Genomic DNA, 22,494 nt, shown 5'->3' with positions numbered 1-22,494 from the left:
ATGGACGACAGGACAAACAACGAAACCGTGCTCGACGTTTCCGACCTCAAGGTGACGTTCGCGACACCCGACGGCACAGTGGAAGCAGTCAAGGGCATCAGCTTTTCGGTGAAGAAGGGCGAAACGCTCGCCATCGTCGGCGAAAGTGGCTCGGGCAAGAGCCAGACCATGATGGGCATCATGGGCCTGCTCGCCAAGAACGGCGATGTCAGCGGCGAGGCCGTCTATGGCGGACGCAACATCGTCGGCCTGCCGATCGGCGAGTTGAACAAGGTGCGCGGTGCGAAGATCACCATGATCTTCCAGGAGCCGATGACCTCGCTCGATCCACTCTACCGGATCGGCAAGCAGATATCAGAACCGCTGATCCATCATCGCGGCATGAGCAAGACGGAAGCGCGCGCCCGCGTGCTGGAACTCTTGAAGCTCGTCGGCATTCCCGACCCCGAGCGCCGCATCGACAGCTATCCGCACGAAATGTCCGGCGGCCAGCGCCAGCGCGTGATGATCGCCATGGCCTTGGCCAACGAGCCCGACGTGCTGATCGCGGATGAACCGACGACCGCGCTTGATGTCACCATCCAGGCGCAGATCCTCGATCTGCTGGCTGACCTGCAGAAGCGCTTCGGCATGGCGATCGTGCTGATCACCCACGACCTCGGCGTGGTCAAGCACGTGGCCGACCGTGTCGCTGTCATGCGCAAGGGCGAGATCGTCGAAACGGGAAGCCGCGATGCGATCTTCGGCAACGCCCAGCACGACTACACGAAGATGCTGCTGGCGGCAGAACCCTCTGGTACAAAGCCGCCGCCGGCTGACGATGCGCCGGTCGTGCTGGAAGGTCGCAATGTCACCGTCGATTTCGACATCGGCAGCGGTGGTTTCCTGCGTCCGAACCGTACCTTCCGGGCTGTCGACCAGGTCAGCGTTCGGCTCCGCCAGGGCCAGACCATCGGCATCGTCGGGGAGTCGGGATCTGGCAAATCGACGCTCGGACGGGCGCTTTTGAAGCTGCTCGCAGCCGATGGAGCCTTCCGCTTCGAGACGGCGGATATCACGAGCCTCGATCGCGCTGGCATGCGCCCTTTCCGCAAGCAGCTGCAGCTGGTGTTCCAGGACCCCTATGGCTCACTCTCGCCGCGCCAGACGGTGGGCGAGATCATCACCGAAGGTCTCTACGTGCACGAGCCGCAGCTCAGCCGCGCCGAGCGTGATGCGCGGGCCATTGCTGCTCTCAAGGAGGTTGGCCTCGACCCGGCAGCGCGCAACCGCTATCCGCACGAATTCTCAGGCGGCCAGCGTCAGCGCATCGCGATCGCCCGCTCGATGATCCTGAAGCCCAAGGTCGTCATACTGGACGAGCCGACGTCAGCGCTCGACCGCTCCGTGCAGCGTCAGGTGATCGAACTGCTGCGCGACCTGCAGGACAAGCATGGGCTTTCTTACGTCTTCATCAGCCACGACCTGTCGGTGATCCGTGCGATGTCGGACCATGTCATCGTGATGAAGAACGGCAAGATCGTCGAACAGGGTGCGACCGAGGCGATCTTCGATCATCCGCAGGAAGACTATACCCGCGACCTGATCGCGGCGGCCTTCAGCCACTGAGCTCGGTTCATCCACAAACCAGAAAGCGGCGCCCCAATCGGGCGCCGTTTTGGTTCATGCCGGCGCCTGCGGCCGCGCCACGAGCACCTTCAGCTGTCCGGCATGGATCTTGATCTCGACGTCAGCGGGCATGCGCAGCAATTCGCCGTCGAGCACACAGGCGGCACCCTTGCGATGTTTGGGGAAATGGAGATGCACCTTCTCCGCAGTCGAGGCGGTCACTGCCTCGTTCTCCTTGAACTTGCCCCTGATGATATCGAAAGCCAGCTTGCCGACGCCTGTCGGTTCCAGCGGCTCCGCCAGATAAACGCCAAGCCTGCCGGTATCGACTCGGTCGGCGAAGAACAGCGAATTGTTGCCGAGCGGATTGTTGGAGACGGAAATCGCCGAGACCGGGCGCTCCTCGCTGCGGCCGTCGCCGTCGATGTCGAAGACGACCTCGAAGCGCGGCGGATCGAGCATGACGCCGAAGGCGGCGCTGGTGCTTGCCCGGATCTTGCCGATACGGGAGGCAAAATTCATCTGGTTGCGCATCCGGACCATGCGGGCGTGCAGACCTGCGGAAAATTGGTGCACGAAGGGACGACCGTTCGCCGTTGCAATATCGACGTTGACAACGGTTGCGTCGGCCAAGAGGTCGAGTACCTTCCAGATATCGAGCGGTAGCTTCAGCGAGCGGGCAAAGAGGTTCATCGTGCCGGCGGGGATGATGCCGAGCGGCACGCCGGCTTCCCAGGCGATGCCTGCGGCCGTGGATATCGTGCCGTCTCCACCGCCGGCCAGAAGCGCGTCAAGGTCGCTCTCTTTGCTCGCCTTTTCCAGAGATTGCACAACCTCGTCGCCGCCGACGACATCGCATACGAGATCGTGGCCCTTCGCCGCAAAGGCCCGGGTTGCCGTCTCGCAATAGGTCTGCATGTCGGTGGTCTTGAAGGTGCCACCTTCGCGATTGAGTACCGCCTTGATTTTCATGTCGCCCTTTCGCGGCCCTTGAGAGGCCAATGCTCACAACGTGTCGACGCCTCGAAAGTTTCGAAAGCCGCCTGCAGATCGATAGCGCACGAGCAGATTTCAAGATGGCGAGCAAAAGCCTTTGCCGCAGCGCACACGGATATGATAAAAAACAGTTCCTTCTTAACGGCCTGCTGGCTCCTTTCTTTCATTTCGGCTTCCTCGGAAGCGCGTTTCGCGTGGCAAGGTTCTCTTGCGCGCCCATGGTGTTTTCATGACCGAATTCGCTTCGTCCCCCACCGCAGAACTACAACAGTCCCCGGCCCTGACGCCAACGACGATCCTGCTGATCGAACTGGCGCTCGCCGCTGGCGGTTTTGGCATCGGGACCGGCGAGTTCGTGATCATGGGGCTGCTGCCGGAGGTCGCAGAGACCTACGGGGTAACGGTGCCGCAGGCAGGCCATGTGATCAGCGCCTATGCGCTGGGTGTCGTCATCGGCGCACCGATCATCGCAGCACTTGCCGCCAAACTTCCGCGCAAGACGTTGCTCTTGCTGCTCATGGGCCTCTTCGCCGTCGGCAATTTCGCCAGCGCGCTCGCCACTGAATTCTCGACATTTACGCTTCTTCGCTTCGTCACCGGTCTGCCGCATGGGGCCTATTTCGGCGTGGCCGCCCTGGTTGCCGCCGCCATGGCGCCGCCAAACCGTCGCGTTAGGGCCGTTGGCCGCGTGATGCTGGGGCTGACCATCGCCACGCTCATCGGCACGCCGATCGCGACCTTCCTGGGCCAGTTGATGAGCTGGCGCGCCGCGTTCTTCCTGGTAGCAGCCATCGCGGCCATAACCGTGGCGTTGATCGCACTCTATCTCCCGAAAGACGAAGTGGCCGAGGGTGCCAGCATCCGCCGCGAACTGTCGGCCTTCGGGCGCCTGCAGGTCTGGCTGTCCTTCGGTGTCGCTGCCGTCGGCTTCGGCGGCATGTTTGCGATCTTCAGCTATATCGCCAAGACCGTGACCGATACCGCGGGTCTCCCGGCCAGCATGGTGGCAGTGGTTCTTGCCCTCTTCGGTATTGGCATGAATGTCGGCAATATCGTCGGCAGCCGCATGGCCGACTATTCGCTGAAGGGGACGATCGGTGGCATGCTCGCCTTCAATATCGTGCTGATGGCAGTCTTTTCGCTCACCGCGCACAATCCGATCATGCTGTGCATCTGCGTCTTCCTCACCGGCTGCGGCTTTGCCGCCTGCCCGGCCGTGCAGACCCGTCTCATGGATGTGGCAGCCGACGCGCAGACGCTCGCCGCCGCCACCAATCATTCCGCCTTCAACATTGCGAACGCGCTCGGCGCATGGCTCGGCGGACTGGTGATTGCCGCCGGCTACGGCTACGCCGCCACCGGCTATGTCGGCTCGGTGCTCTCGGCCTTCGGCCTGATCATCTTCCTGATCTCCATTGCTTTGGAGAAAAGGCCGTCACGCGGCTGAGGCGGTCTTCAAGGTCCGCTTGAGGGGACAGCCGGGAAATTGCTGGCCATCCTTTCGCAAGGGCGTGACATAGTCGGCACTGTGAAATGAACCGAGGTTCTTTTCTGTGCCTACAGACAACATGTGCATTCTTGCAGAACTCCAATCAATGTCCTTAATGGGTAGCGTTCAAACGCCAGACAGGAGTTTTCCATGCGCGCCATCGGCTTCCATATGCCCCAGCCCATCACCTCGGAGACGGCGCTGGTCGATCTCGAGCTGCCCGTGCCGGAGGCGACGGGCCACGATCTCCTCGTCGAGATCAAGGCGATCTCGGTAAACCCGGTCGATACCAAGGTTCGCCGCAACCAGACGCCGCCGGCAGGCGAAGCCCGGATCCTCGGCTATGATGCGGCGGGCGTGGTCAAGGCCGTCGGTCCGGATGTCAGCCTCTTCAAGCCAGGAGACGAGGTCTACTACGCCGGCGCGATCAATCGTCCGGGCACCAATGCCGAATATCACCTCGTCGACGAACGCATCGTCGGCCTGAAGCCGAAGACGCTCTCCTTCGCACAAGCCGCCGCCCTGCCGCTGACTGCCATCACCGCTTACGAGGCGCTGTTCGACAGACTGAAGGTGAGCGATCCGGTCCTCGGCGCCGGACGGTCGATCCTGATTACGGGCGGTGCCGGTGGCGTCGGCTCGATTGCCATCCAGCTTGCCAAGGAACTAACCGACCTTACCGTCATCGCCACTGCCTCGCGCCCGGAGACGGTGGACTGGGCGAAGTCTCTCGGTGCCGATCACGTCATCAACCACAGCAAGCCGCTCGCCCAGGAATTTGCCGCACTCGGCATCGACCCGCCGGGTTTCATCTTCTCGGTGACCCATAGCGGCCAGCATCGACTGGCGATGGCCGAGATCGTCGCGCCGATGGGCCGCATCTGCCTGATCGACGACTTCCCCGAAGGCTTCGACATCCTTGCCTTCAAGCAGAAGGTCGTCTCCCTGCACTGGGAGTTCATGTTCTCCCGGCCGGTCTTCCAGACGCCTGACATGATCGAGCAGCACAAGCTGTTGACGCATGTTGCCGAACTCATCGACGCGGGCAAAATCCGCACGACGCTCGATACCGTGCTCGGGCCGATCACAGCGGAAAATCTGCGGGAGGCGCACAGGCTGATCGAGAGCAACCGCACGCGCGGCAAGATCGTGCTGGAAGGTTTTCCGGCCTGAGCCAGTTCTTACCGGCCGCCGTCTCTGCGGAGGCCACCTCTTCCGCGATCAGGTGCGAACCGGGAGCTTCAGCGGCGCGCCTGTCTTGACGCTCCTGATCGCAAAATTCGACCGGATGTCGGTCACGTTGGGCAAGACGAGTAGCTTCTCCGTGAGCAAGGTCTCGTAGGCCGAGAGATTTTCGACAACGACTTCTGCCAGGAAATCGGACTCGCCCGAAATCATGTAGCAGGCGACGACTTCGGGAATGTCGAGCAGGGCCTCGTGCAGCGCATCGGCGTTCTCGCGCGTGTGGCGCGCCACCTTGAAGGCGACGAACACGGTGAGTTCGAGCCCCAGCATCCGACGGTCAAGATCTGCACGATAGCCGCGGATGAGACCGCTCTCCTCCATCAGCCTGATACGTCGGAGGCAAGGCGATTGCGAGAGCCCGACCTTGTCGGCAATCTCGACATTGGTGATGCGTGCGTCATCCTGCAGAAGCTTGAGGATCGCGTGATCGAACTTATCGAGTTTTGGCAGCAATTAGAACTCCAGCGCTTTTTTTTGGCATATTCTGTCAAATTGCTAACCATCAGGCGTGCATTGCGCAAGGACACGTCAGAGCGAACGGCATAAGATTGGACGCAAGCATCATCCTCTGGAGCAACCATGTCCGCCGTCGGCACCACTCCCCTTCCCGGCTCCGGCCGCTCAGCGCTGGGTGCATTGTCGGCGCTGTCCGTCGTGCTCATCTGGGCCTCGTGGCTGGTTTCCACACGTCATAGCGTCGGCGCCGGGCTTGGCCCCCTCGACCTCAGTCTTCTGCGTTACGGAATTCCGGCGCTCGTGCTGGCGCCGGTCTGGTGGCGTACGGGCCTGTTTCCCAAGGGGGCCATGGGACCACTCTGCCTGATGATTCTCGGCTCCGGCGCGCCCTTCTTTCAGATCGTCGCCTTTGGCATGCGCCATACACCCGCCTCGGCGGCCGGCGTCTTGCTGCCGGGGCTGATGCCGCTTGCGGTCGCAGTCATCGGGATGGCATTCCTTGGCGAACGACCCGACAGATGGCGCAAGGCAGGCATGGTTGCGATCCTCGCAGGCGGCGGCATCCTGCTCGCGGGCAATCTGGGTGCTGACGGGCTCGGCTGGATCAGCTTCACCATCCTTCCCATCGGCGCGACGCTCTGGGCCGTCTATACCCATGCCTTCCGCCGCAGCGGACTCGATGCCTTCGAAGGAGCGGCCTTGATCTGCGTCTGGTCGACCCTTCTCAACCTTGCGGCCCTGCCCTTTGTCGGCACCCAATTCCTGACGGCACCTTTGGGGGAAATTGCTCTGCAATCCGTCACACAGGGCCTGCTTTCAGGCTTGGTCGCGACCTTGCTCTATGGGACGGCAGTTCGCGCGCTCGGCGGAACCCAGGCTGCCGCCTATACGGCGATCACGCCAGTGGCTGCGGCCATTGGCGGTGCCGTGCTGCTTGCGGAGCCGCTCGGCATCTCGGTTCTCGTTGCGGCGCTTGTCACCGGGCTCGGCGTCCTCTTGTCCACCGGCCTTTTGTCCCGACGTCCGCCCGCAGGCTGACGGCCGGCATCACGCAGCAGAACGCATGATCGCCGCACTGCCCGTCGGGCTCTCGCTCGGCTTCAGTGCCGCATCCTCGACGGCCACGAGGTTCTCCTGGCCCCAACGGCCGATCGCCTGAAGCACCGGCTCGAGGCTGCGGCCGAGCGGGGTCAGCGAATAGTCCACACGCGGCGGCACGACCGGATAGACGGTGCGGGCGACGAGACCGGCGACCTCCATGTCGCGCAACTGCTTCGACAACATGCGATGGGTAATCGATGGCAGGCGCTTCACCAGTTCGTTGAAGCGCAGCACTTCGTCCTTGAGGAGATGGTGGAGGATGACGCCCTTCCATTTGCCGTCGAACAGCTGCAGGGTCGCCTCGATCTGGCAACCACCGAGGTCGGACAAGCCGGCGTTCATATCGCGAGCCATTCAAAATCCCTTCTCAAATCTTAGACGCGGCCGGTCACCGGCGCATCTGTTCCCACTTAGTCCCGATCGGTCGGCGGAAAAAGCCTCCGGCCGATCGGAATTGGTCGACACAGCGTCAACCAGACATTCGACGCACAAGAGCGCCGGAAAGTTTCATTGCGGGGAGATTGGGGCAAAGGCTTGGAGCTGCAAGCGTGATGGCACAGTCGTGACTGGGTGTGACAAGACAGTGCCAATCGATCACAGCAAAGTGGCGCCGGTCAGGGACCAGCGCCACAATAAAGACGGGAAAGTCGCAGTGCCGATCAGGCCTGAATCACAACGACCTTGCTGCCGACATCGACGCGGGCATAGAGATCGATCACGTCGTGGTTCATCATGCGGACGCAGCCCGAGGACATCGCCTGGCCGATCGACCAGGGCTGGTTGGTGCCATGAATGCGGAACATGGTGTCGTTGCCGCCACGATAGAGATACATGGCGCGGGCGCCGAGGGGATTGTTCGGGCCGCCGGGCACACCGCCGGCATATTTCAGGTTCCGCTCGGGGTCACGGCGGATCATGTTGGGGGTCGGCGTCCAGCTCGGCCATTCTGCCTTGCGACCGACATAAGCATTGCCGGAAAGAGCAAGGCCCGCGCGCCCGACGCCGATGCCGTAGCGCATGGCCCGACCATTGCCCATCACGTGGTAGAGCCGGCGCTCTGGCGTATTCACCACGATCGTGCCCGGAGCGTGTGGCGTCTCGTATGCCACTTCCTGACGACGCAGTTCCGGCTTGATCTTCTCGATCGGTACCTTTTTCAGCGGAAACGGCTCGTCCGGCACGTCGCCATACAGGGCCTGCTGATTGGGAACGGACTGGCAGCCGGCGATGAAGAGCGGCAGGCCAAACAGAAGACCGCGGCGGGAAATGGTCATGTTTCAGGCGTCCTCGGGATTACGATTCGTTGCCGAGGAGCCTAGGAATTTATGGTTAATGACGGGTTAAATCTAAAGGTGCTTGTTAAGATCGATGGCGAAGATGGGGCGGTGGCTGGTGGCGACACCGCACTGCAATGCAAAAAGGGCGGCCTCTCGACCGCCCTTTAAATAGACATTACATGTTCGGATAGACCGGCCCTTCGCCGCCAATTTGCCAGCGGCGGTCCGTGCGGGCCTGCCTCTCGAACATTTACATGTTCGGATAGACCGGCCCTTCGCCGCCTTGTGGCGGCACCCAGTTGATATTCTGGTTCGGGTCCTTGATATCGCAGGTCTTGCAGTGAACGCAGTTCTGGGCGTTGATCACGAAGGTCTGCTCGCCCTCCTTCTCCACCCATTCATAGACGCCCGCCGGACAGTAGCGGGTCGACGGACCGGCATAGACGTCGAGTTCGGATCGCTTCTGCAGATCCATGTCCTTGACCTTGAGGTGGACCGGCTGGTCTTCCTCGTGGTTGGTGTTGGAGAGAAACACCGAGGAGAGGCGGTCGAAGGTCAACACACCATCCGGCTTCGGATAGGCGATCGGCTTGTGGCTCGCTGCCGGCTCGAGCGATGCCGCATCGGTCTTGCCGTGCTTCAGCGTGCCGAAGAAGGAGAAGCCGAGGAGCTGGTTCATCCACATGTCGATGCCGCCAAGGCCGACGCCCAGCGCCGTACCGAGCTTCGACCAGAGCGGCTTGACGTTGCGCACGCGCTTGAGGTCCTTGCCGATGTCGGTCGAACGCCATTCGTTCTCGATCTCGATCGGTTCGTCATTGGCGCGGCCGGCGGCAATCGCATCCGCAATTTTTTCCGCTGCCAGCATGCCGGAGAGCACGGCGTTGTGGCTGCCCTTGATGCGCGGCACATTGACGAGACCGGCGGAACAGCCGATCAGCGCGCCGCCCGGGAAGGAGAGCTTGGGCACCGACTGGTAGCCGCCTTCGGTGATCGCACGTGCGCCATAGGAGAGCCGCTTGCCGCCCTCGAAGGTCTTGGCGATCGCCGGATGCGTCTTGAAACGCTGGAATTCCTCGAAGGGCGAGAGATAGGGGTTCTTGTAGTTCAGGTGCACGACGAAGCCGACGGCAACCATGTTGTCTTCGAGGTGGTAGAGGAAGGAGCCGCCACCGGTCTTCATGCCGAGCGGCCAGCCGAAGGAGTGCTGCACGAGGCCCGGCTTGTGGTGCTCGGGCTTGACCTGCCAGAGCTCCTTGAGGCCGATGCCGAACTTCTGCACGTCGCTGTCGCGCGACAGGTCGAACTTGGCGATCAACTGCTTGGCGAGCGAACCGCGCACGCCTTCCGAGATCAGCACATATTTGCCGAGCAGTTCCATGCCGCGCGTGTAGGCCGGACCCGGCTCGCCGTTTTTCTCGATGCCCATGTCGCCGGTCGCGACGCCGATCACGGCGCCCTGGTCATTGTAGAGCACTTCGGAGGCTGCAAAGCCCGGATAGATCTCGACGCCGAGCGCTTCCGCATGGGCGCCGAGCCAGCGACAGACATTGCCGAGCGAGACGATGTAATTGCCGTGATTATTCATCAGCGGCGGCATCAGCATGTTGGGAAGGCGAATTGAGCCGGCCGGACCGAGGAAGAGGAACTGGTCATCGGTGACTTCCGTCTTGAACGGATGGTCGGCTTCCTCGCGCCAGCCGGGGATCAGCCGGTCGATGCCGATGGGATCCACCACGGCACCGGAGAGAATATGCGCGCCGACTTCCGCACCCTTTTCGAGCACGACGACGGTCAGATCCGGATTGACCTGTTTCAGACGGATCGCTGCCGACAGACCTGCGGGACCTGCGCCCACGATCACGACGTCGAATTCCATGCTTTCGCGTTCTGGCAGTTCCATATCCGTGCTCATCGTCATTTCCTCATCAGGCGGTCCCATCCGCCTCCTCCTTGACAAAACCGAACCCAATTGTCGAGCCGAAGCGCGACGCGCCAAGGCGCAAATTCCGGCAGGGCGATGTGAAGCGCGAGAATATCTTACGTGAACGTAAGGGTCAATGCGACGATTTCGCTGCGTTGGCTGTAGTCACCGCTCGCCGGACCTTTCTTCTCGCTTTCCCAACGAAAAGTGCGGCGCCGTGTTCCGCCTGCGTCAAATCCTGTCGCAGGCCAAAATCTGTCTTTGAAACCTTCCCCGCTTTGTCTCAGTCTGGCGACAAAACGCCAGCAGGGGGCAGACAACATGGCATTCACATATGGTTTCATCGGGCTCGGCCATCTTGGCCGCCATCTCGCCGGCAGCCTGGTCCGGGCTGGCTTCACCGTCGTGGTCAATGATCTCGATCCCGACAATGCCAAGGAGCTGGTGGCTGCCGGCGCCAAGTTTGCCGCAAACCCTCAAGCTGTGGCTGAAGTCGCAGATGCCGTGATCACGTGTCTGCCCTCGCCCAAGGTCAGCGAACGCGTTCTGACCGGCGAGCGCGCCATTCTGAAAGGCCTGAAGCCGGGTGCCACCTGGATCGAAATGAGCACGCTCGACGAACAGGAAGTCCTGCGTCTCGGCAAGATCGCGGCCGATGCTGGCGTGCGCATGCTTGAAGCGCCCGTTACCGGAGGCGTGCATCTGGCAGCCTCAGGCGAAATCACCGTCATCATCGGCGGAGATGCCGACCTCTACGATCTGCACCGGCCGGCCTTCCAGGCGATGGGAAAGCAGATTTTTCGAGCAGGCCCGCTCGGCAAGGCTGCCGTGATCAAGGTCATCACCAACATGCTCGCCTTCATCCACCTGATCGCAACCGGCGAGGCACTGATGCTGGCGAAGAAGGGGGGCATCGACCTGACGGATGCCTTCAACATCATCAAGGCCTCCTCGGGCAACAGTTTCGTGCATGAGACCGAGGGCCAGGTGATCCTGAACGGCAGCTACAACATCAACTTCACCATGGATCTCGCCGTCAAGGATCTGGGCTTTGCGCTGGGCTTCGGCCGCGACTTCGGCGTACCCCTCGACCTTGCCTCCCATGCACTGCAGACCTTCATTCGAGCCCGCTCGACCTATGGCGGCGACGCATGGTCGTCGCAGGTCGTGAAACTTCTCGAAGATGCAACCGGCACCGATCTGCGGGCACCCGGATTTCCAGCGGAGCTTTGAGCGGTTAGAGAGGTCTTGATTGGTGGCTCGGCGCCTTGCGGCGACCGGATTTTCAGGCGAAGAAGCCGCGAACAGTTCAGGTTGCACCATGTCTTCGCATTCGACCTTCTCGCCCCTCGACCTCACCTCGGCACTTGACGGCCTGCATCCGGACCTCCGGATCCTTGGTCCCGAGGCGCTTGCTGGTCGCCATCCCGGAGAAGACCAAGCGAACCTGAATGCCGGCGTGATGGCGCAGCCGGCATCGACGGAGGCGGTCGCGGCGCTGGTATCCTGGTGCAGGGCAAACCGCGTTGCCATCGTGCCGCAAGGTGGGGTCAGCGGGCTCGTCGGCGGCGGCGTTTCCCATGCGGGTGACATCATTCTGTCCAGCGCCCGGCTTAACCGGGTGCTGGCAATTCATGCGGACGAGGAAACGGTCGAAGTGGAGGCAGGCGTCACCCTGGAGGCCCTGCGGACGGCACTGGACCCGCATGGGCTGACCACAGGCATCGACCTCGGCTCGCGTGGATCGGCGACGATCGGAGGAATGGCTGCCACCAATGCCGGCGGCATCCTTGCCTTCCGCAACGGCGTGATGCGCCATCAAATCCTGGGCCTTGAAGCCGTTCTTCCCTCGGGCGAGATCTTCTCGGACCTGACGCGGGTGGTGAAGGTCTCGGCGGGGCCGGATCTGAAGCAGTTGCTGATCGGCAGCGAGGGTGCCTTCGGTTTCGTCACGCGGCTCGTGCTGAAAGTCGAGACAATCCGCCCGCATCGTGCCGTGGCGCTCCTCGGCGTACCCGATGCGAGCCGCGGGTTGCGGGTTGCCGCGCGGCTGCGGCGCCATCCGGCGCTCCAGTTGGAAGCCGCCGAGATGATGTGGCCGCGTTATGTGCGCGATCACGCCGCGCTGAAGCGCTTCGACCTGTCCTGGCTGGAGAACAATACGCCGGTGCTGCTGCTGGAAGTCTCCGGCGAGACGGCAGAGGCCGCAACAGCGCTTCTCGAGGCAGAACTCGCCGAGATCTGGGAGGAGGCCGAGCTTCAGGGCGGGATCATCGCCCAGTCCTCCGATCAGGCACGCCGCTTCTGGGAAATGCGTGAGGATTCCGGCTTCTACTTCGCCGCGTTTCCCAATGCGCCGTCCTTCGACGTCTCGATGCCGCCCTCCGCCCTGGACGACTATGTCGCCGGACTGACTAATCGTCTTGACGCGATCGGCGATGGCTTGGAGGCCTATGTCTACGGGCATATCGCCGACGGCAACCTGCATATCGCAATCGCGGCTGCCGGGCCCCTGCCCTCTGAGCTGAAGGCGGCCGTCGAGGCGGCGGTCTATGATGGCATCCGTGCCTCGGGCGGCAGCTTCTCCGCAGAACACGGTGTTGGCCTTGAAAAGCGTGCCGCCTATCTGACCCACGTCGATCCGGTGAAACAGGCGCTTGCGCGCCAGATCAAGTCCGTGCTCGACCCACACAACCTGTTCAATCCGGGCAAGGTGCCGTTCTGAAACCGGTTGATCCGCAGATCGCAGGGGTTTCGATCGCGGTCCGGCACCGATAGACTGCCGCAAAGCATATCGCATCACAGGGAAGGATACACCCATGGATCTCGGCATTTCCGGCAAACGTGCCCTCGTGCTGGCCGCATCGCGCGGTCTTGGTCTCGGCATCGCAAAGGCGCTTGCGGCGGAGGGGTGCCATGTCCTCATCTGCGGACGCACGGAAGACAAGCTCAAGGCCAATGTCGAGGCCATCAGGGCATCTGGGGGCAAGGCGGACTATGTGGTCGCCGACCTCGCCGATGCGCATTTCGTCGACCAGATGCTGCACGCGGTCCATCACACGCTCGGCGGCATCGACATCCTCGTCAACAATACCGGCGGCCCGACGCCCGGCACCGTCGAGGACATGGATGCCGAGAAGCTCTACAACTTTTTCCAGTCCATGGTGGTCCGCGTCATCACGCTCACCAATGCGCTGGCGCCCTTGATGAAGACGCAAGGCTTCGGCCGCATCCTCACGGTTGCCTCCTCCGGCGTCTTCGAGCCGATCCCGAACCTCGCCCTCTCCAACACGCTGCGCGGTGCGCTCGTCGGCTGGAACAAGACGCTGTCGGCGGAACTCGCCTCTTACGGTGTGACGGCCAACATGATCCTGCCCGGCCGCATTCACACGGACCGCATCGACGAGCTCGATGGCGCAAACGCCAAGAAACAGGGCACGTCATTGGACGAAGTGCGCGCGGCATCGGTCAAGTCGATCCCCGCCCAGCGGCTCGGCCGTGTCGAGGAGTTCGCGGCCGCTGCGGCGTTCCTCTGCTCTAGTCCAGCAAGCTACATCACCGGCACCATGCTGCGCGTAGACGGCGGGGCGGCGAAATCGATCTGAGCGGCCCGCCATCGGCGTCAAATTCGCATTAGCTAAAATGAGAGCGATCGACTGAACGGCTTGGAAAGCTCTTGGGTTTACTCAAACGTGAGAAACCTGGGAGATGAGAGTTCCCGTGATGACCGATGCCGGACATGAAGACCGGATGCTGCTGGCACTCGACCCAGCAGCACTCGTGACCGAACCCGAACCGACCGTCGAAGAGCGCGCGCGTGTCCCGCGCTCTCGCAACGCCAGCTATGGCCGGATAATCGACCACTTCCTGACAAAGCTTGAGGGCTTCAACGAAGAGCAAGAAGCGCCAGAGATGGCGCAGTACGCTGCCCGTCTCTATCATGAAGTCTGAGCACGACCGGTCTCGCCTCAACGCCGCCTCAGCCAGGCAAGCCCTGCCACACCCGCAATCGCCAAGAGAATACCATACATGATCCAGGGGCTCTGATCGATCATGAAGCTCGACGCCGGATAGGGAAAGTGACCCGAGCCCTGCCCGATCCACACGAAGCCGATCAGAATTGCGAGAGCAGCAAAGCAATGCAGGGCGATGCGCATGGGTGACATCTGTCGATCTCCAGGGTGAAGCCGACCATAGACCCAGGCGCCAACAACGGCTAGAGGCGCCCGCTTCGCAGGGACCGTCGATGCAATAGTTCGTGTCTGCGCGCCCACCTGCGCTCCGATTGCAGCCGTCACAAAAAGGTCGCTTGCCCTCGCCGCCCCCCTGTGGCATCAGGCGCCCTCTTTCATGTCTCGGCATCGCCGAGCACGACCGGCTCGCCGGGTCTCACAGACAATCAGGCATAGATAAAGGGAGCGATGGCCATGGCTGAAGCGCTTGGGCTCGATTTCGGCACGACCAATACCGTGATCGCCGTCGCGGAAAGCAGCGACGCGACACATTCGGTCGCCTACACCTCGCCGGCCGGCACATCCGACAGCATGCGCACCGCGCTCTCCTTCCTCAAGGATCGACAACTCGGCGCCGGCGCGCTGAAGGTCGAGGCGGGCCAGGCCGCAATCCGTGCCTTCATCGACAATCCCGGCGACTGTCGTTTCCTGCAGTCGATCAAGACCTTTGCTGCTTCCGCCCTCTTCCAGGGGACGCTGGTGCATGCAAGGCGCTTCCAGTTCGAAGACCTGATGGAGGTGTTCCTGAAGCGCCTGCAGGCCTATGCGGGCGATGGCTGGCCGGGCGAGGCCAAGCGTCTCGTCGCCGGTCGTCCCGTCCATTTCGCCGGCGCCAGTCCCGATCCGGCGCTTGCCGTCACCCGCTACAACGAAGCGCTGACGCGGCTCGGTTTTCCCGAGATCCACTATGTCTATGAGCCGGTGGCCGCCGCCTTCTACTTTGCCCGCACGCTCAAGCGTGACGCGACGGTTCTCGTCGCCGACTTCGGCGGCGGTACGACCGACTTCTCGCTGATCCGCTTCTCGACCGAAGCCGGCAAGCTCAGCGCCACGCCGATCGGCCAGTCCGGTGTCGGCATTGCCGGCGACCAGTTCGATGCGCGCATCATCGACCAGCTTGTGGCGCCGGAAATCGGCAAGGGCAGCCAGTTCAAGAGCTTCGGCAAGCTGCTCGACGTCCCAAGCAACTACTATCTCGCCTTTTCGCGCTGGAACCAGCTTTCGGTCTTCAAGACCTTGAAGGAATTCACCGACCTCAAGTCGCTGGTGCGCCAGGCGGAAGAGCCGGAGAAGCTCGAACTGTTCATCGATCTGATCGATCACGACGAAGGTTACCCGCTCTATCAGGCGGTCTCGGCCACAAAGATGGCCCTGTCTTCGGCGGAGGAAGCCGATTTCCGCTTCGCGCCGCTCGGCAAGGCCGGCGAGAAGCGCGTGACCCGCCGCGATTTCGAAAGCTGGATTGCCGACGACCTCGTCCGCATGGAAGAGGCGCTCGACGAGGTGTTGGCCAAGAGCAACACCGAGGCCGGCACGATCGACAAGATATTCCTCACCGGCGGCACATCCTTCGTGCCCGCAGTGCGTGACATCTTCCACCGCCGCTTCGACGCAAGCCGCATCGAGACCGGCGGCGAACTGGTGTCGATTGCCCATGGCTTGGCTTTAATCGGCGAGCGGGACGATATCGAACAGTGGGTGGCGTGAACCGGGCCGACTAACTCCCACTGCGAGCGCATGCCGGGGGGCTCCGCTCATCCTGAGGATGCCTGCGAAGCAGGCCTCGAAGGATCAAAGCCATACAGAAAACCACCCGCCCTCGTCCTTCAAGGGTCGCATACGCTCCCGCCTCAGGACGAGGGCTGGTCGCCAAAGTTTGTCCTACGCTTTCCATTTGCCTTCCGTCGGCCAAAGGCACTAGAACAGCCTCATGATCCAGGCCCGCGACATGTCCTCCGCAGAGCTCGCCGCGCTTCTCGCATTTCATGCAGAGGCCGGTGTCGAGTGGCTGGTGGAAGACGATCCGATCGACCGCATCGCGGCTTTTGCAGCCGAAAAGGCGGCGCGGCAGGTGGCACGCCCTGCAGCGGATACACAAGCCACCAATGCCCCGGCGCGCAGCCTGCCGGGACGCGGCGCAACTCCCCCCTCCGAGCGCCAGCCGACGCGGGCGCAACCCGCCCAAGGCTCGGCGCTGCCGGCAATCCCGGATGAGAATGCCATTGCCGAAGCGCGCTTTGCCGCCGAAAGCGCACGTTCGCTTGCCGAATTGAAAACTGCCATCGAAGCCTTCACCAGCTGCAATCTGAAAACCTCGGCACGGTCGACCATCACGGCCGAAGGTACCGGCACGGCCGGCATCATGGTGATCGGCCCCATGCCGAATGCTGATGACGACCGCGAGGGTCAGGCCTTTTCAGGGCGCGCAGGCCTTCTCCTCGACCGCATGCTTTCGGCCATCGGCCAGAGCCGCGAAAGCGCCACCATCACCACCATCATCCCCTGGCGACCGCCTGGCGACCGTATGCCCTCCGGCCCGGAAACTGCCATTTGCCGACCCTTCATCGAACGCCAGATCGCGCTTGCTGAACCTCGCCTGGTCCTTGTGCTCGGCAATTATGCCGCCCGCTTCTTCTTCGGTGAAACCGGGACGATCCACGCTCTGCGTGGCAAGTGGCGTGATATCGGCGCCGGCGGCCATACCGTCCAGGCCATGGCGACGCTGCATCCGCAGGAGTTGCTCGCCGCCCCAGCCAGCAAGGCACTTGCCTGGATGGATCTGCTCGCCTTCTCCGAACGCGAGAATCCTGTCCAAAACGGCTAAATTATCATCAGCATGAACAAATTATGAAGAAAGCCATGCATTTGATGCAGGGCAGGATCGCAGCCTTGTTCGTTGCCGAATCTATGCTGCACTGCGATATATAAGTCTGAAAGTGGGAGGGACACTTTTAAAGGAAGACCATCGTGAGCCTTCGCACCCGCCCCATTCACTGCAAGTTCGAGACCTTGCGTCTCGCCAGCGAACACGGCCGCAGCGCAAGCCCCTACAACCGAAGCAGCGCTGCAGTTTCCGCAGAACAGCTGAGCGCGCGCTTCACCGGCCATGCCGGTCGCATAGCGCGCCCCGCCAGTGTCTTTTCCGAATTCCGCACCTGACGTTCGACGACCTCACCGGCCAAAAACCGTCGATTTGCTGGGAACGCATATCAGGGCTTCCGCATTGTGCATTGCGGCATCGGTTCATCCATGAACAGATATACCTACAAACATCGATATGCATTTAGAGCAGAGGATAAGACCATGAACATCTCGTTCCACCCCGTCCGCAGCCTGCGCCAGGCCATGCATCACATCGGCCATGCCGTCAGCGCTTCAGAAGAGTTGTCCACCGCCGCCCGCAAGCGCCAGCAGGCCCAGGATCGTGGCGTCGAGCGCGCCTTGCAGCCGCTCGGCTTCTGATCCGGTCTGCACGATAGGCGGTTTCGTCGGGCCCGCCTTGCGCGGGCCTTTTCGCGTCTACAGATTGGAACCGTGTTTACAAGCCGCCGACCGCCCCGAGGCGGGGATCAGGCTTTCCCAGGCGAACAGGCCCGCAGATCCGCTCATAGGCAAAGTCAACAATCGAGAACTTGATCGCCTGCCAGCCACAATACTCCTCGAGGAAGTCGCGGTTGAGGATGCAGTGGTTACGATCGCCATCGGGCCAATAGAGGCAGCCCGTCTCCACCGCGCGGCGGAAAAGCCGCTGCAGATGCGTGCGGGAGATCATGAAGTGCTCGGCCATGACACGGGCATCGATCCGACCGATATCGTACCCGTCGCTACCCGGTGAATGCTCCATCGCCCGGCGAACCAGTTCATCCATGACGAGACCACCCGCCTCGGTCCACAGGAAGAGCGCCACGCGCGGCGGAGGCTCCAGCCAACTCGGATTGAGACAGGCATGGCGGGCGATCTGCGGCTGAATGAGACGGAAGAGATCCGGCTCGGCCGCAAGGGTCTCGGCCCGGTCGCCGCCATCGAGGCAATCGAGGAGCTCCAGATTTGTCACGAGCCATTGATACATCGCGCGGGTCGGCAATTCCGTCGCCTCGTAGCGCTTCGGCCGACGGTTCGGATCGCCGACGATGCGGACGAACTTGTAGCTCAACAACTGGTCGAGGAAATTCAGGACCGTATTGCGGCTCGCAGAATTGTTCGAGGTGATGATTTCGCGGAGATTGGTCGTCGTCAGTCCGCTTCCCGGCTGTGTTGGATCATATTCAAGCTGCAGCGCAAAAGCCGCCTGGCTGAGCAGCCAGCGCTGGTGAGATGCCAGCATGCGTGAAAGCCGAGGGCTCTGGTCGAACTGGCCGCGCAACTTGCCGGCATAGGCACCCAATGCGGTGGCGAATTGAGGATGACCAACAATATCGCTGGAGGAGAGCGTCATGACGGCCTCCGCGATCCGTACTTCCAGGCTGCAAAGGAGATCGACGCAGTCAGGCATCGAAATGCGTGCCGGTCCATTCCTCTGTTCGCCGCGGTCGTCCCCATTCGATCCCTTTGGCGGACGTGGACACTGGGTCCGACGCCTCTCTGACGCTGTTAGTGTGAAGGTAAACGAATTCCTGACGACGTTTCAATCCCTTATTGCCAAAGCGCGAGGGAAGAATGATATGGCGTTCACGATTGCGCCGACTTGCGTCGTATTCGACATTTCACTTGCCCGGCTCTACTGGCACTATTCTCGTTCCCAATTGCGCCCCACGGAGGCCAAATGCTGTCCAGTCTCGCCTCCATCGCCACCCTGATGCTGTCGACGCTGCTGATGATGGCGGGCTTCGGACTGATGGGCTACATGCTGCCGATCCGCTCGCTCAACGAGGGATGGTCGACCTTCATCATCTCCGTCATCGCCACCGGCTATACCTTCGGCTTTACGGTGTCGTGCATCGTCACGCCGATCTTCGTGCGCCGAGTCGGGCATGTGCGGGTCTTCGGTGCTCTGATCACGCTCCTGACCGTCTCCATCCTGCTTTGCGCGCTCGTTGTCGAATGGTGGGCCTGGATGATCTTCCGCGGTCTTTCCGGCTTTGCCATTGCTGGCGCCTATCTTCTGATCGAAAGCTGGCTCAATGAGCGGGTGACGAACGACAATCGCGGCGCCCTGTTTTCCGTCTACATGGTGACCTGCCTCGTGGGCTCGATCGGCGGCCAATACATCGTACCTCTCGGCGATGTGAACGGACCGAACCTTTTCATCATCTGCGCGCTGATCTTCTCGCTGGCACTCTTTCCTGTCGCCCTGTCGACGGCCAAGTCGCCAAGCCCGATTGCCGAGGCGCGCTTCGATCTGAAGCGGCTCTATCGCCGGTCGCCGATTGCATTCTTCGGCTCGCTGCTTTCCGGGGCGCTGTCGGGAACCTGGGGCAGTCTCGGCGGCGTCTATTCCCAAACGATCGGCATGACCACGGCGCAAGGGGCGACGCTGCTGGCTGCCTTCCTGGCCGGTGGCGCTATCTCGCAGGTGCCGATCGGACGCATATCGGACCGCATGGATCGGCGTTTCGTGATGATTGCATCCGGACTGTTCGGCGTCGGCGCCTGCGGGATGATGATCGCTTTCGGCGCGGATGACCCAACCGCGCTCTATATCGCCGGCTTCTTCGTCGGCACCGTGCTCTATCCGGTCTATTCGCTCAACGTCGCCCATGCCAACGACCTCGCCGAGCCTCATGAATATGTGACGCTGTCGAGCGCCATCATGATCCTCTATGGCATGGGTACAGTCACCGGTCCGATCATGGCGGGCACGCTGATGCAATGGTTGGGGCCGACCGCGCTTATCGGCTTCCTCGGAACGGCCTTTGCGCTTTATGCCGGCTACGCGGCCTACCGCATCACCAGACGCCCTGATGACGTGACACCGGAAGACAAGACCGATTTCCAGGCGACGATCCTGCCGATGCAGGGCGCAGACAACGCCTCTCCGCTGCCTGAGCCTGATTTGGAGGAGCAGCTAGAGCTCGGGATCGAGTCCGGGCGCTAAGCTCACCCTTGCGGGGTGGATGCCTTGCGGGCGGCCCGCCGTTCCAGGCCAAGCTGGTGTTCGCGGTAGATGATGAAGATGCCGGCCGCAACGACGATGGTCGCGCCGATCAAGGTGGTCATCGTCGGGACTTCCGAAAACAGCATATAGGCGGCAATCGAGCCGAGGATGATCGAGCAGTATTCGAAGGGTGCGATCGTCGAGACATCGGCAAAGCGATAGCTTTCGGTCAGGAAGATCTGACCCAGCCCGCCGAAGAAGCCGGCAAGGGCAAGGAGCCCGAGCCCATGCCAGGAAAGGTCGGCCCAGCCGAAGAACCAGGTAATCGCCGAGAGAAGGGCTGCGGTCAGCGAAAAGAAGAGGACGATGGTCGAGGTCTTTTCCTCGCGCACCAGCTGGCGGACCTGCAGCATGGCCCCTGCCCCGAGGACGGCTGAAACCAGCACGGCCACGGCGCCGACCGCCACGTCTGAGCCCAGCCCTTCTTCGCCGAACAGCGTAAGCTTCGGCAGGGAAATGATCAGGACACCGACAAGCCCGATCACGACCGCCGTCCAGCGATAAAGCCGGACGGTCTCCTTCAGGAAGATGGCTGCAAAGACGACGGCAATCAGCGGCATCGCATAGCCAATGGCGATCGCATCCGGCAGCGGCAGATGGGCGAGCCCATAGAAGCCTGCCCCCATCGCACAAACGCCGAGCAAACCGCGCTTCACATGGCCGACCGGGTTGTCTGTCTGGAACGCCTGACGCAACTCGCCGCGCCAGGCGAGATAGATGAGGATCGGCACGATGGCGAAAGCCGACCGGTGAAAGCTGATCTGGCCCGGCGGAATGCCGCTGCCTGCGAGTTTGATGCAGGTCTGCATAGCGACGAAGACGGTCACCGAGCAGACTTTCAGCACGATGCCGCGGAGAGGATTGGGATCGGCGAAGGCCATGGCGATCAGATTCTTGCGGGCAGGCTATGCACAATCGCATAGGGATTTTGAGCCGGCGACGACGACGCCGTGGACTCGGGCTTCCGTCTAGCATGCATGCCCGTCCGCTCCGCGCAAGTGCAGTGCAAGTGCAGATATCGGCAGGTTGAACCCAGAAATGGCCCGGAAACACCGGGTTTTTGGCCATCCATCGTTAACCGACCGTTCAAACGAGGAAATTATCTTTCCTGTCAATAAGTCATATTATTGCGGCACTTTGCCGTCTTTGCTGCTCGCTTTTTCAAACCGGGGTTTGGCGCCATGCCGCAGGCCGAATATCAGACCAATTCCATTTCAGAGATCCGCGCCACGCCCCGGTCCATGCGCCTCGTCACCGAGAGTATCGGCACCGATCTCGAGCAATTCAGCGCCGACAACGCCCAAATCGTGCGCCAGATCCGCCTTCTCGCCATCAATGCGCTGATCGAGGCGGCGAGAGCCGGTGAGGCCGGCAAAGGTTTCGCCGTCGTCGCCAACGAGGTTCAGCGTCTGGCGCAGGGTGCCGGAGAAACCGCAGAGCGCTTCCAGGAGAACGTGCTTGGACGTATCCGGCAAAGCCGGACCATGGCGGATGATCTCGTCGACCAGATGGAAGGCGTGAGACTGATCGACCTTGCCCAGACGCTCGTGCAGTTCATCGTCCGCAATCTCTTCGAGCGGACGGCGGACGTGCGCTGGTGGGCGACCGACAGCGCGCTCTGGGAAGCCCTCGAACAGCCCTCGCCCGAGCGAGCCCAGCATGCAGCCGCGCGGCTCGGCGTCATCAATCGGTTCTACACGGTCTATCTCGATCTCGTCATGACCGATGCCGCCGGCAAGGTCATCGCCTCGGCCAATCCCCGGCATCATCGCAGCCTCAAGGACCAGGATCTCTCCAGCGAAACCTGGTTTCGGGCAGCTCGCACCTGCCAGAGCGGTGACGACTATATCGTCGACACCGTCAAGCGCAGCCTGGTGCACGACAATCGCGACGTTCTCGTCTACGCCACCGGCATCCGGAAAGGCGGCCGCAGCGATGGCGCGCTTCTCGGCACGCTCGGCGTCTATTTCGACTGGAAGGCCCAGGGCCAGGCCATCGTCGAGAAGGAGGCGAACCTGGCGCCGCAGGTCGCCGAAAAGACCGAGGTCCTGCTGCTCGACGGCAACAACATGGTGATCGCCTCATCGCGTCCGGAGCGGATCTACACCCATTTCGCGCTCAACAATCCCAAACAACTCGCCAAAGGCAGCTATTACGATCAGAGCGGCGCCATCGTCGCCTTCGCAAAGACCCTCGGCTATGAGGACTATGACGGCCTCGGCTGGTCCGGTGTCATTATCCAGAGCATGGACAGTGAGGACCTCTTGCGTCAGCGGTTGCGATTGAAGTGA

22 protein-coding genes are annotated in these 22,494 nt (G+C 62.0%); 14 read left to right on the top strand and 8 right to left on the bottom strand.

Annotated features, from left to right (window positions below):
- Window positions 1-1,608: an ABC transporter ATP-binding protein gene (locus GH983_RS05375; RefSeq protein WP_153761849.1), complete on the top strand. Its 1,608-nt coding sequence runs from the start codon at window positions 1-3 to the stop codon at window positions 1,606-1,608.
- 54 nt (window positions 1,609-1,662) lie between these two features.
- Here the strand turns inward: GH983_RS05375 and GH983_RS05370 are convergent, their stop codons facing one another.
- Window positions 1,663-2,580: a diacylglycerol kinase family protein gene (locus tag GH983_RS05370; RefSeq protein ID WP_054149619.1), complete on the bottom strand. Its 918-nt coding sequence runs from the start codon at window positions 2,578-2,580 to the stop codon at window positions 1,663-1,665.
- 253 nt (window positions 2,581-2,833) lie between these two features.
- Here GH983_RS05370 and GH983_RS05365 point away from each other — a divergent pair, with 253 nt between their 5' ends.
- Window positions 2,834-4,051, top strand: coding sequence for an MFS transporter (locus tag GH983_RS05365; protein ID WP_153761848.1), 1,218 nt, complete (start codon window positions 2,834-2,836; stop codon window positions 4,049-4,051).
- Window positions 4,052-4,243: 192 nt separating this feature from the next.
- Window positions 4,244-5,266, top strand: a complete 1,023-nt coding sequence (locus GH983_RS05360) for a zinc-binding alcohol dehydrogenase family protein (RefSeq protein ID WP_153761847.1) — start codon at window positions 4,244-4,246, stop codon at window positions 5,264-5,266.
- 48 nt (window positions 5,267-5,314) lie between these two features.
- Here GH983_RS05360 and GH983_RS05355 read toward each other — a convergent pair whose 3' ends face one another.
- Entirely contained in the window at window positions 5,315-5,788 is a 474-nt protein-coding gene (locus tag GH983_RS05355; protein WP_054149649.1) for an Lrp/AsnC family transcriptional regulator, read from the bottom strand.
- A gap of 129 nt (window positions 5,789-5,917) precedes the next feature.
- On the opposite strand from GH983_RS05355, the gene GH983_RS05350 reads away from it, so the two are divergent.
- The gene (locus GH983_RS05350; protein WP_153761846.1) at window positions 5,918-6,832 is read left to right on the top strand and encodes a DMT family transporter; all 915 of its coding nucleotides are present in this window, start codon (window positions 5,918-5,920) and stop codon (window positions 6,830-6,832) included.
- Between the two features lie 9 nt (window positions 6,833-6,841).
- Here the strand turns inward: GH983_RS05350 and GH983_RS05345 are convergent, their stop codons facing one another.
- From GH983_RS05345 to GH983_RS05335, 3 genes are all read right to left on the bottom strand, one after another.
- Window positions 6,842-7,249 (bottom strand): helix-turn-helix domain-containing protein, encoded by a 408-nt coding sequence (locus GH983_RS05345; RefSeq protein ID WP_054149622.1) that lies wholly within the window; start codon window positions 7,247-7,249, stop codon window positions 6,842-6,844.
- 305 nt (window positions 7,250-7,554) lie between these two features.
- A complete protein-coding gene (locus GH983_RS05340; RefSeq protein ID WP_054149623.1) occupies window positions 7,555-8,169 on the bottom strand; it encodes a L,D-transpeptidase in 615 nt (204 codons plus the stop codon).
- 253 nt (window positions 8,170-8,422) lie between these two features.
- A complete protein-coding gene (locus tag GH983_RS05335; protein ID WP_153761845.1) occupies window positions 8,423-10,087 on the bottom strand; it encodes an electron transfer flavoprotein-ubiquinone oxidoreductase in 1,665 nt (554 codons plus the stop codon).
- A gap of 330 nt (window positions 10,088-10,417) precedes the next feature.
- Between GH983_RS05335 and GH983_RS05330 the strand changes: the two genes are divergently transcribed.
- From GH983_RS05330 to GH983_RS05315, 4 genes are all read left to right on the top strand, one after another.
- Window positions 10,418-11,329 (top strand): NAD(P)-dependent oxidoreductase, encoded by a 912-nt coding sequence (locus GH983_RS05330; protein WP_153761844.1) that lies wholly within the window; start codon window positions 10,418-10,420, stop codon window positions 11,327-11,329.
- 88 nt (window positions 11,330-11,417) lie between these two features.
- Window positions 11,418-12,821 (top strand): FAD-binding oxidoreductase, encoded by a 1,404-nt coding sequence (locus GH983_RS05325; protein ID WP_153761843.1) that lies wholly within the window; start codon window positions 11,418-11,420, stop codon window positions 12,819-12,821.
- Between the two features lie 94 nt (window positions 12,822-12,915).
- Window positions 12,916-13,701, top strand: coding sequence for an SDR family oxidoreductase (locus GH983_RS05320; protein WP_153761842.1), 786 nt, complete (start codon window positions 12,916-12,918; stop codon window positions 13,699-13,701).
- 118 nt (window positions 13,702-13,819) lie between these two features.
- On the top strand, window positions 13,820-14,047 hold the full coding sequence (locus tag GH983_RS05315) for a hypothetical protein (protein WP_054149628.1): 228 nt from the start codon (window positions 13,820-13,822) through the stop codon (window positions 14,045-14,047).
- Between the two features lie 17 nt (window positions 14,048-14,064).
- Here the strand turns inward: GH983_RS05315 and GH983_RS05310 are convergent, their stop codons facing one another.
- Complete coding sequence (locus GH983_RS05310; protein WP_153763565.1) at window positions 14,065-14,253, bottom strand: hypothetical protein; 189 nt, start codon at window positions 14,251-14,253, stop codon at window positions 14,065-14,067.
- A 270-nt stretch (window positions 14,254-14,523) separates the two neighbouring features.
- On the opposite strand from GH983_RS05310, the gene GH983_RS05305 reads away from it, so the two are divergent.
- The 4 genes from GH983_RS05305 to GH983_RS05290 all read left to right on the top strand — a co-directional run bounded on the left by GH983_RS05305 (window position 14,524) and on the right by GH983_RS05290 (window position 17,571).
- On the top strand, window positions 14,524-15,816 hold the full coding sequence (locus GH983_RS05305) for an Hsp70 family protein (RefSeq protein ID WP_054149629.1): 1,293 nt from the start codon (window positions 14,524-14,526) through the stop codon (window positions 15,814-15,816).
- 223 nt (window positions 15,817-16,039) lie between these two features.
- Window positions 16,040-16,933, top strand: a complete 894-nt coding sequence (locus GH983_RS05300) for a uracil-DNA glycosylase family protein (RefSeq protein ID WP_153761841.1) — start codon at window positions 16,040-16,042, stop codon at window positions 16,931-16,933.
- A gap of 143 nt (window positions 16,934-17,076) precedes the next feature.
- Window positions 17,077-17,268, top strand: coding sequence for a hypothetical protein (locus GH983_RS05295; RefSeq protein ID WP_054149631.1), 192 nt, complete (start codon window positions 17,077-17,079; stop codon window positions 17,266-17,268).
- Window positions 17,269-17,412: 144 nt separating this feature from the next.
- A complete protein-coding gene (locus GH983_RS05290) occupies window positions 17,413-17,571 on the top strand; it encodes a hypothetical protein (RefSeq protein ID WP_153761840.1) in 159 nt (52 codons plus the stop codon).
- 76 nt (window positions 17,572-17,647) lie between these two features.
- Here the strand turns inward: GH983_RS05290 and GH983_RS05285 are convergent, their stop codons facing one another.
- Window positions 17,648-18,544: a hypothetical protein gene (locus GH983_RS05285; RefSeq protein ID WP_153761839.1), complete on the bottom strand. Its 897-nt coding sequence runs from the start codon at window positions 18,542-18,544 to the stop codon at window positions 17,648-17,650.
- Window positions 18,545-18,871: 327 nt separating this feature from the next.
- On the opposite strand from GH983_RS05285, the gene GH983_RS05280 reads away from it, so the two are divergent.
- Entirely contained in the window at window positions 18,872-20,143 is a 1,272-nt protein-coding gene (locus GH983_RS05280; RefSeq protein ID WP_153761838.1) for an MFS transporter, read from the top strand.
- 2 nt (window positions 20,144-20,145) lie between these two features.
- Here GH983_RS05280 and GH983_RS05275 read toward each other — a convergent pair whose 3' ends face one another.
- A complete protein-coding gene (locus GH983_RS05275) occupies window positions 20,146-21,084 on the bottom strand; it encodes a DMT family transporter (RefSeq protein ID WP_153761837.1) in 939 nt (312 codons plus the stop codon).
- A 300-nt stretch (window positions 21,085-21,384) separates the two neighbouring features.
- Between GH983_RS05275 and GH983_RS05270 the strand changes: the two genes are divergently transcribed.
- A complete protein-coding gene (locus GH983_RS05270; protein ID WP_153761836.1) occupies window positions 21,385-22,494 on the top strand; it encodes a methyl-accepting chemotaxis protein in 1,110 nt (369 codons plus the stop codon).

Origin of the sequence: Agrobacterium sp. MA01 (assembly GCF_009650195.1) — a bacterium.
Lineage (GTDB): Bacteria > Pseudomonadota > Alphaproteobacteria > Rhizobiales > Rhizobiaceae > Allorhizobium.
Note: the sequence above shows the minus strand (reverse complement) of the source record. Positions and strands in the feature narration are given on the sequence as shown.

Excerpts from the sequence above, each read along its gene's own strand:
- GH983_RS05280 (WP_153761838.1), top strand. The coding sequence starts at position 18,872 with ATGCTGTCCAGTCTCGCCTCCATCGCCACCCTGATGCTGTCGACGCTG.
- GH983_RS05375 (WP_153761849.1), top strand. The coding sequence starts at position 1 with ATGGACGACAGGACAAACAACGAAACCGTGCTCGACGTTTCCGACCTC.
- GH983_RS05340 (WP_054149623.1), bottom strand. The coding sequence starts at position 8,169 with ATGACCATTTCCCGCCGCGGTCTTCTGTTTGGCCTGCCGCTCTTCATC.
- GH983_RS05330 (WP_153761844.1), top strand. The coding sequence starts at position 10,418 with ATGGCATTCACATATGGTTTCATCGGGCTCGGCCATCTTGGCCGCCAT.
- GH983_RS05310 (WP_153763565.1), bottom strand. The coding sequence starts at position 14,253 with ATGCGCATCGCCCTGCATTGCTTTGCTGCTCTCGCAATTCTGATCGGC.
- GH983_RS05300 (WP_153761841.1), top strand. The coding sequence starts at position 16,040 with ATGATCCAGGCCCGCGACATGTCCTCCGCAGAGCTCGCCGCGCTTCTC.
- GH983_RS05290 (WP_153761840.1), top strand. The coding sequence starts at position 17,413 with ATGAACATCTCGTTCCACCCCGTCCGCAGCCTGCGCCAGGCCATGCAT.
- GH983_RS05305 (WP_054149629.1), top strand. The coding sequence starts at position 14,524 with ATGGCTGAAGCGCTTGGGCTCGATTTCGGCACGACCAATACCGTGATC.
- GH983_RS05360 (WP_153761847.1), top strand. The coding sequence starts at position 4,244 with ATGCGCGCCATCGGCTTCCATATGCCCCAGCCCATCACCTCGGAGACG.
- GH983_RS05275 (WP_153761837.1), bottom strand. The coding sequence starts at position 21,084 with ATGGCCTTCGCCGATCCCAATCCTCTCCGCGGCATCGTGCTGAAAGTC.
- GH983_RS05315 (WP_054149628.1), top strand. The coding sequence starts at position 13,820 with ATGACCGATGCCGGACATGAAGACCGGATGCTGCTGGCACTCGACCCA.
- GH983_RS05285 (WP_153761839.1), bottom strand. The coding sequence starts at position 18,544 with ATGACGCTCTCCTCCAGCGATATTGTTGGTCATCCTCAATTCGCCACC.
- GH983_RS05335 (WP_153761845.1), bottom strand. The coding sequence starts at position 10,087 with ATGAGCACGGATATGGAACTGCCAGAACGCGAAAGCATGGAATTCGAC.
- GH983_RS05325 (WP_153761843.1), top strand. The coding sequence starts at position 11,418 with ATGTCTTCGCATTCGACCTTCTCGCCCCTCGACCTCACCTCGGCACTT.
- GH983_RS05365 (WP_153761848.1), top strand. The coding sequence starts at position 2,834 with ATGACCGAATTCGCTTCGTCCCCCACCGCAGAACTACAACAGTCCCCG.
- GH983_RS05270 (WP_153761836.1), top strand. The coding sequence starts at position 21,385 with ATGCCGCAGGCCGAATATCAGACCAATTCCATTTCAGAGATCCGCGCC.
- GH983_RS05350 (WP_153761846.1), top strand. The coding sequence starts at position 5,918 with ATGTCCGCCGTCGGCACCACTCCCCTTCCCGGCTCCGGCCGCTCAGCG.
- GH983_RS05320 (WP_153761842.1), top strand. The coding sequence starts at position 12,916 with ATGGATCTCGGCATTTCCGGCAAACGTGCCCTCGTGCTGGCCGCATCG.
- GH983_RS05370 (WP_054149619.1), bottom strand. The coding sequence starts at position 2,580 with ATGAAAATCAAGGCGGTACTCAATCGCGAAGGTGGCACCTTCAAGACC.
- GH983_RS05345 (WP_054149622.1), bottom strand. The coding sequence starts at position 7,249 with ATGGCTCGCGATATGAACGCCGGCTTGTCCGACCTCGGTGGTTGCCAG.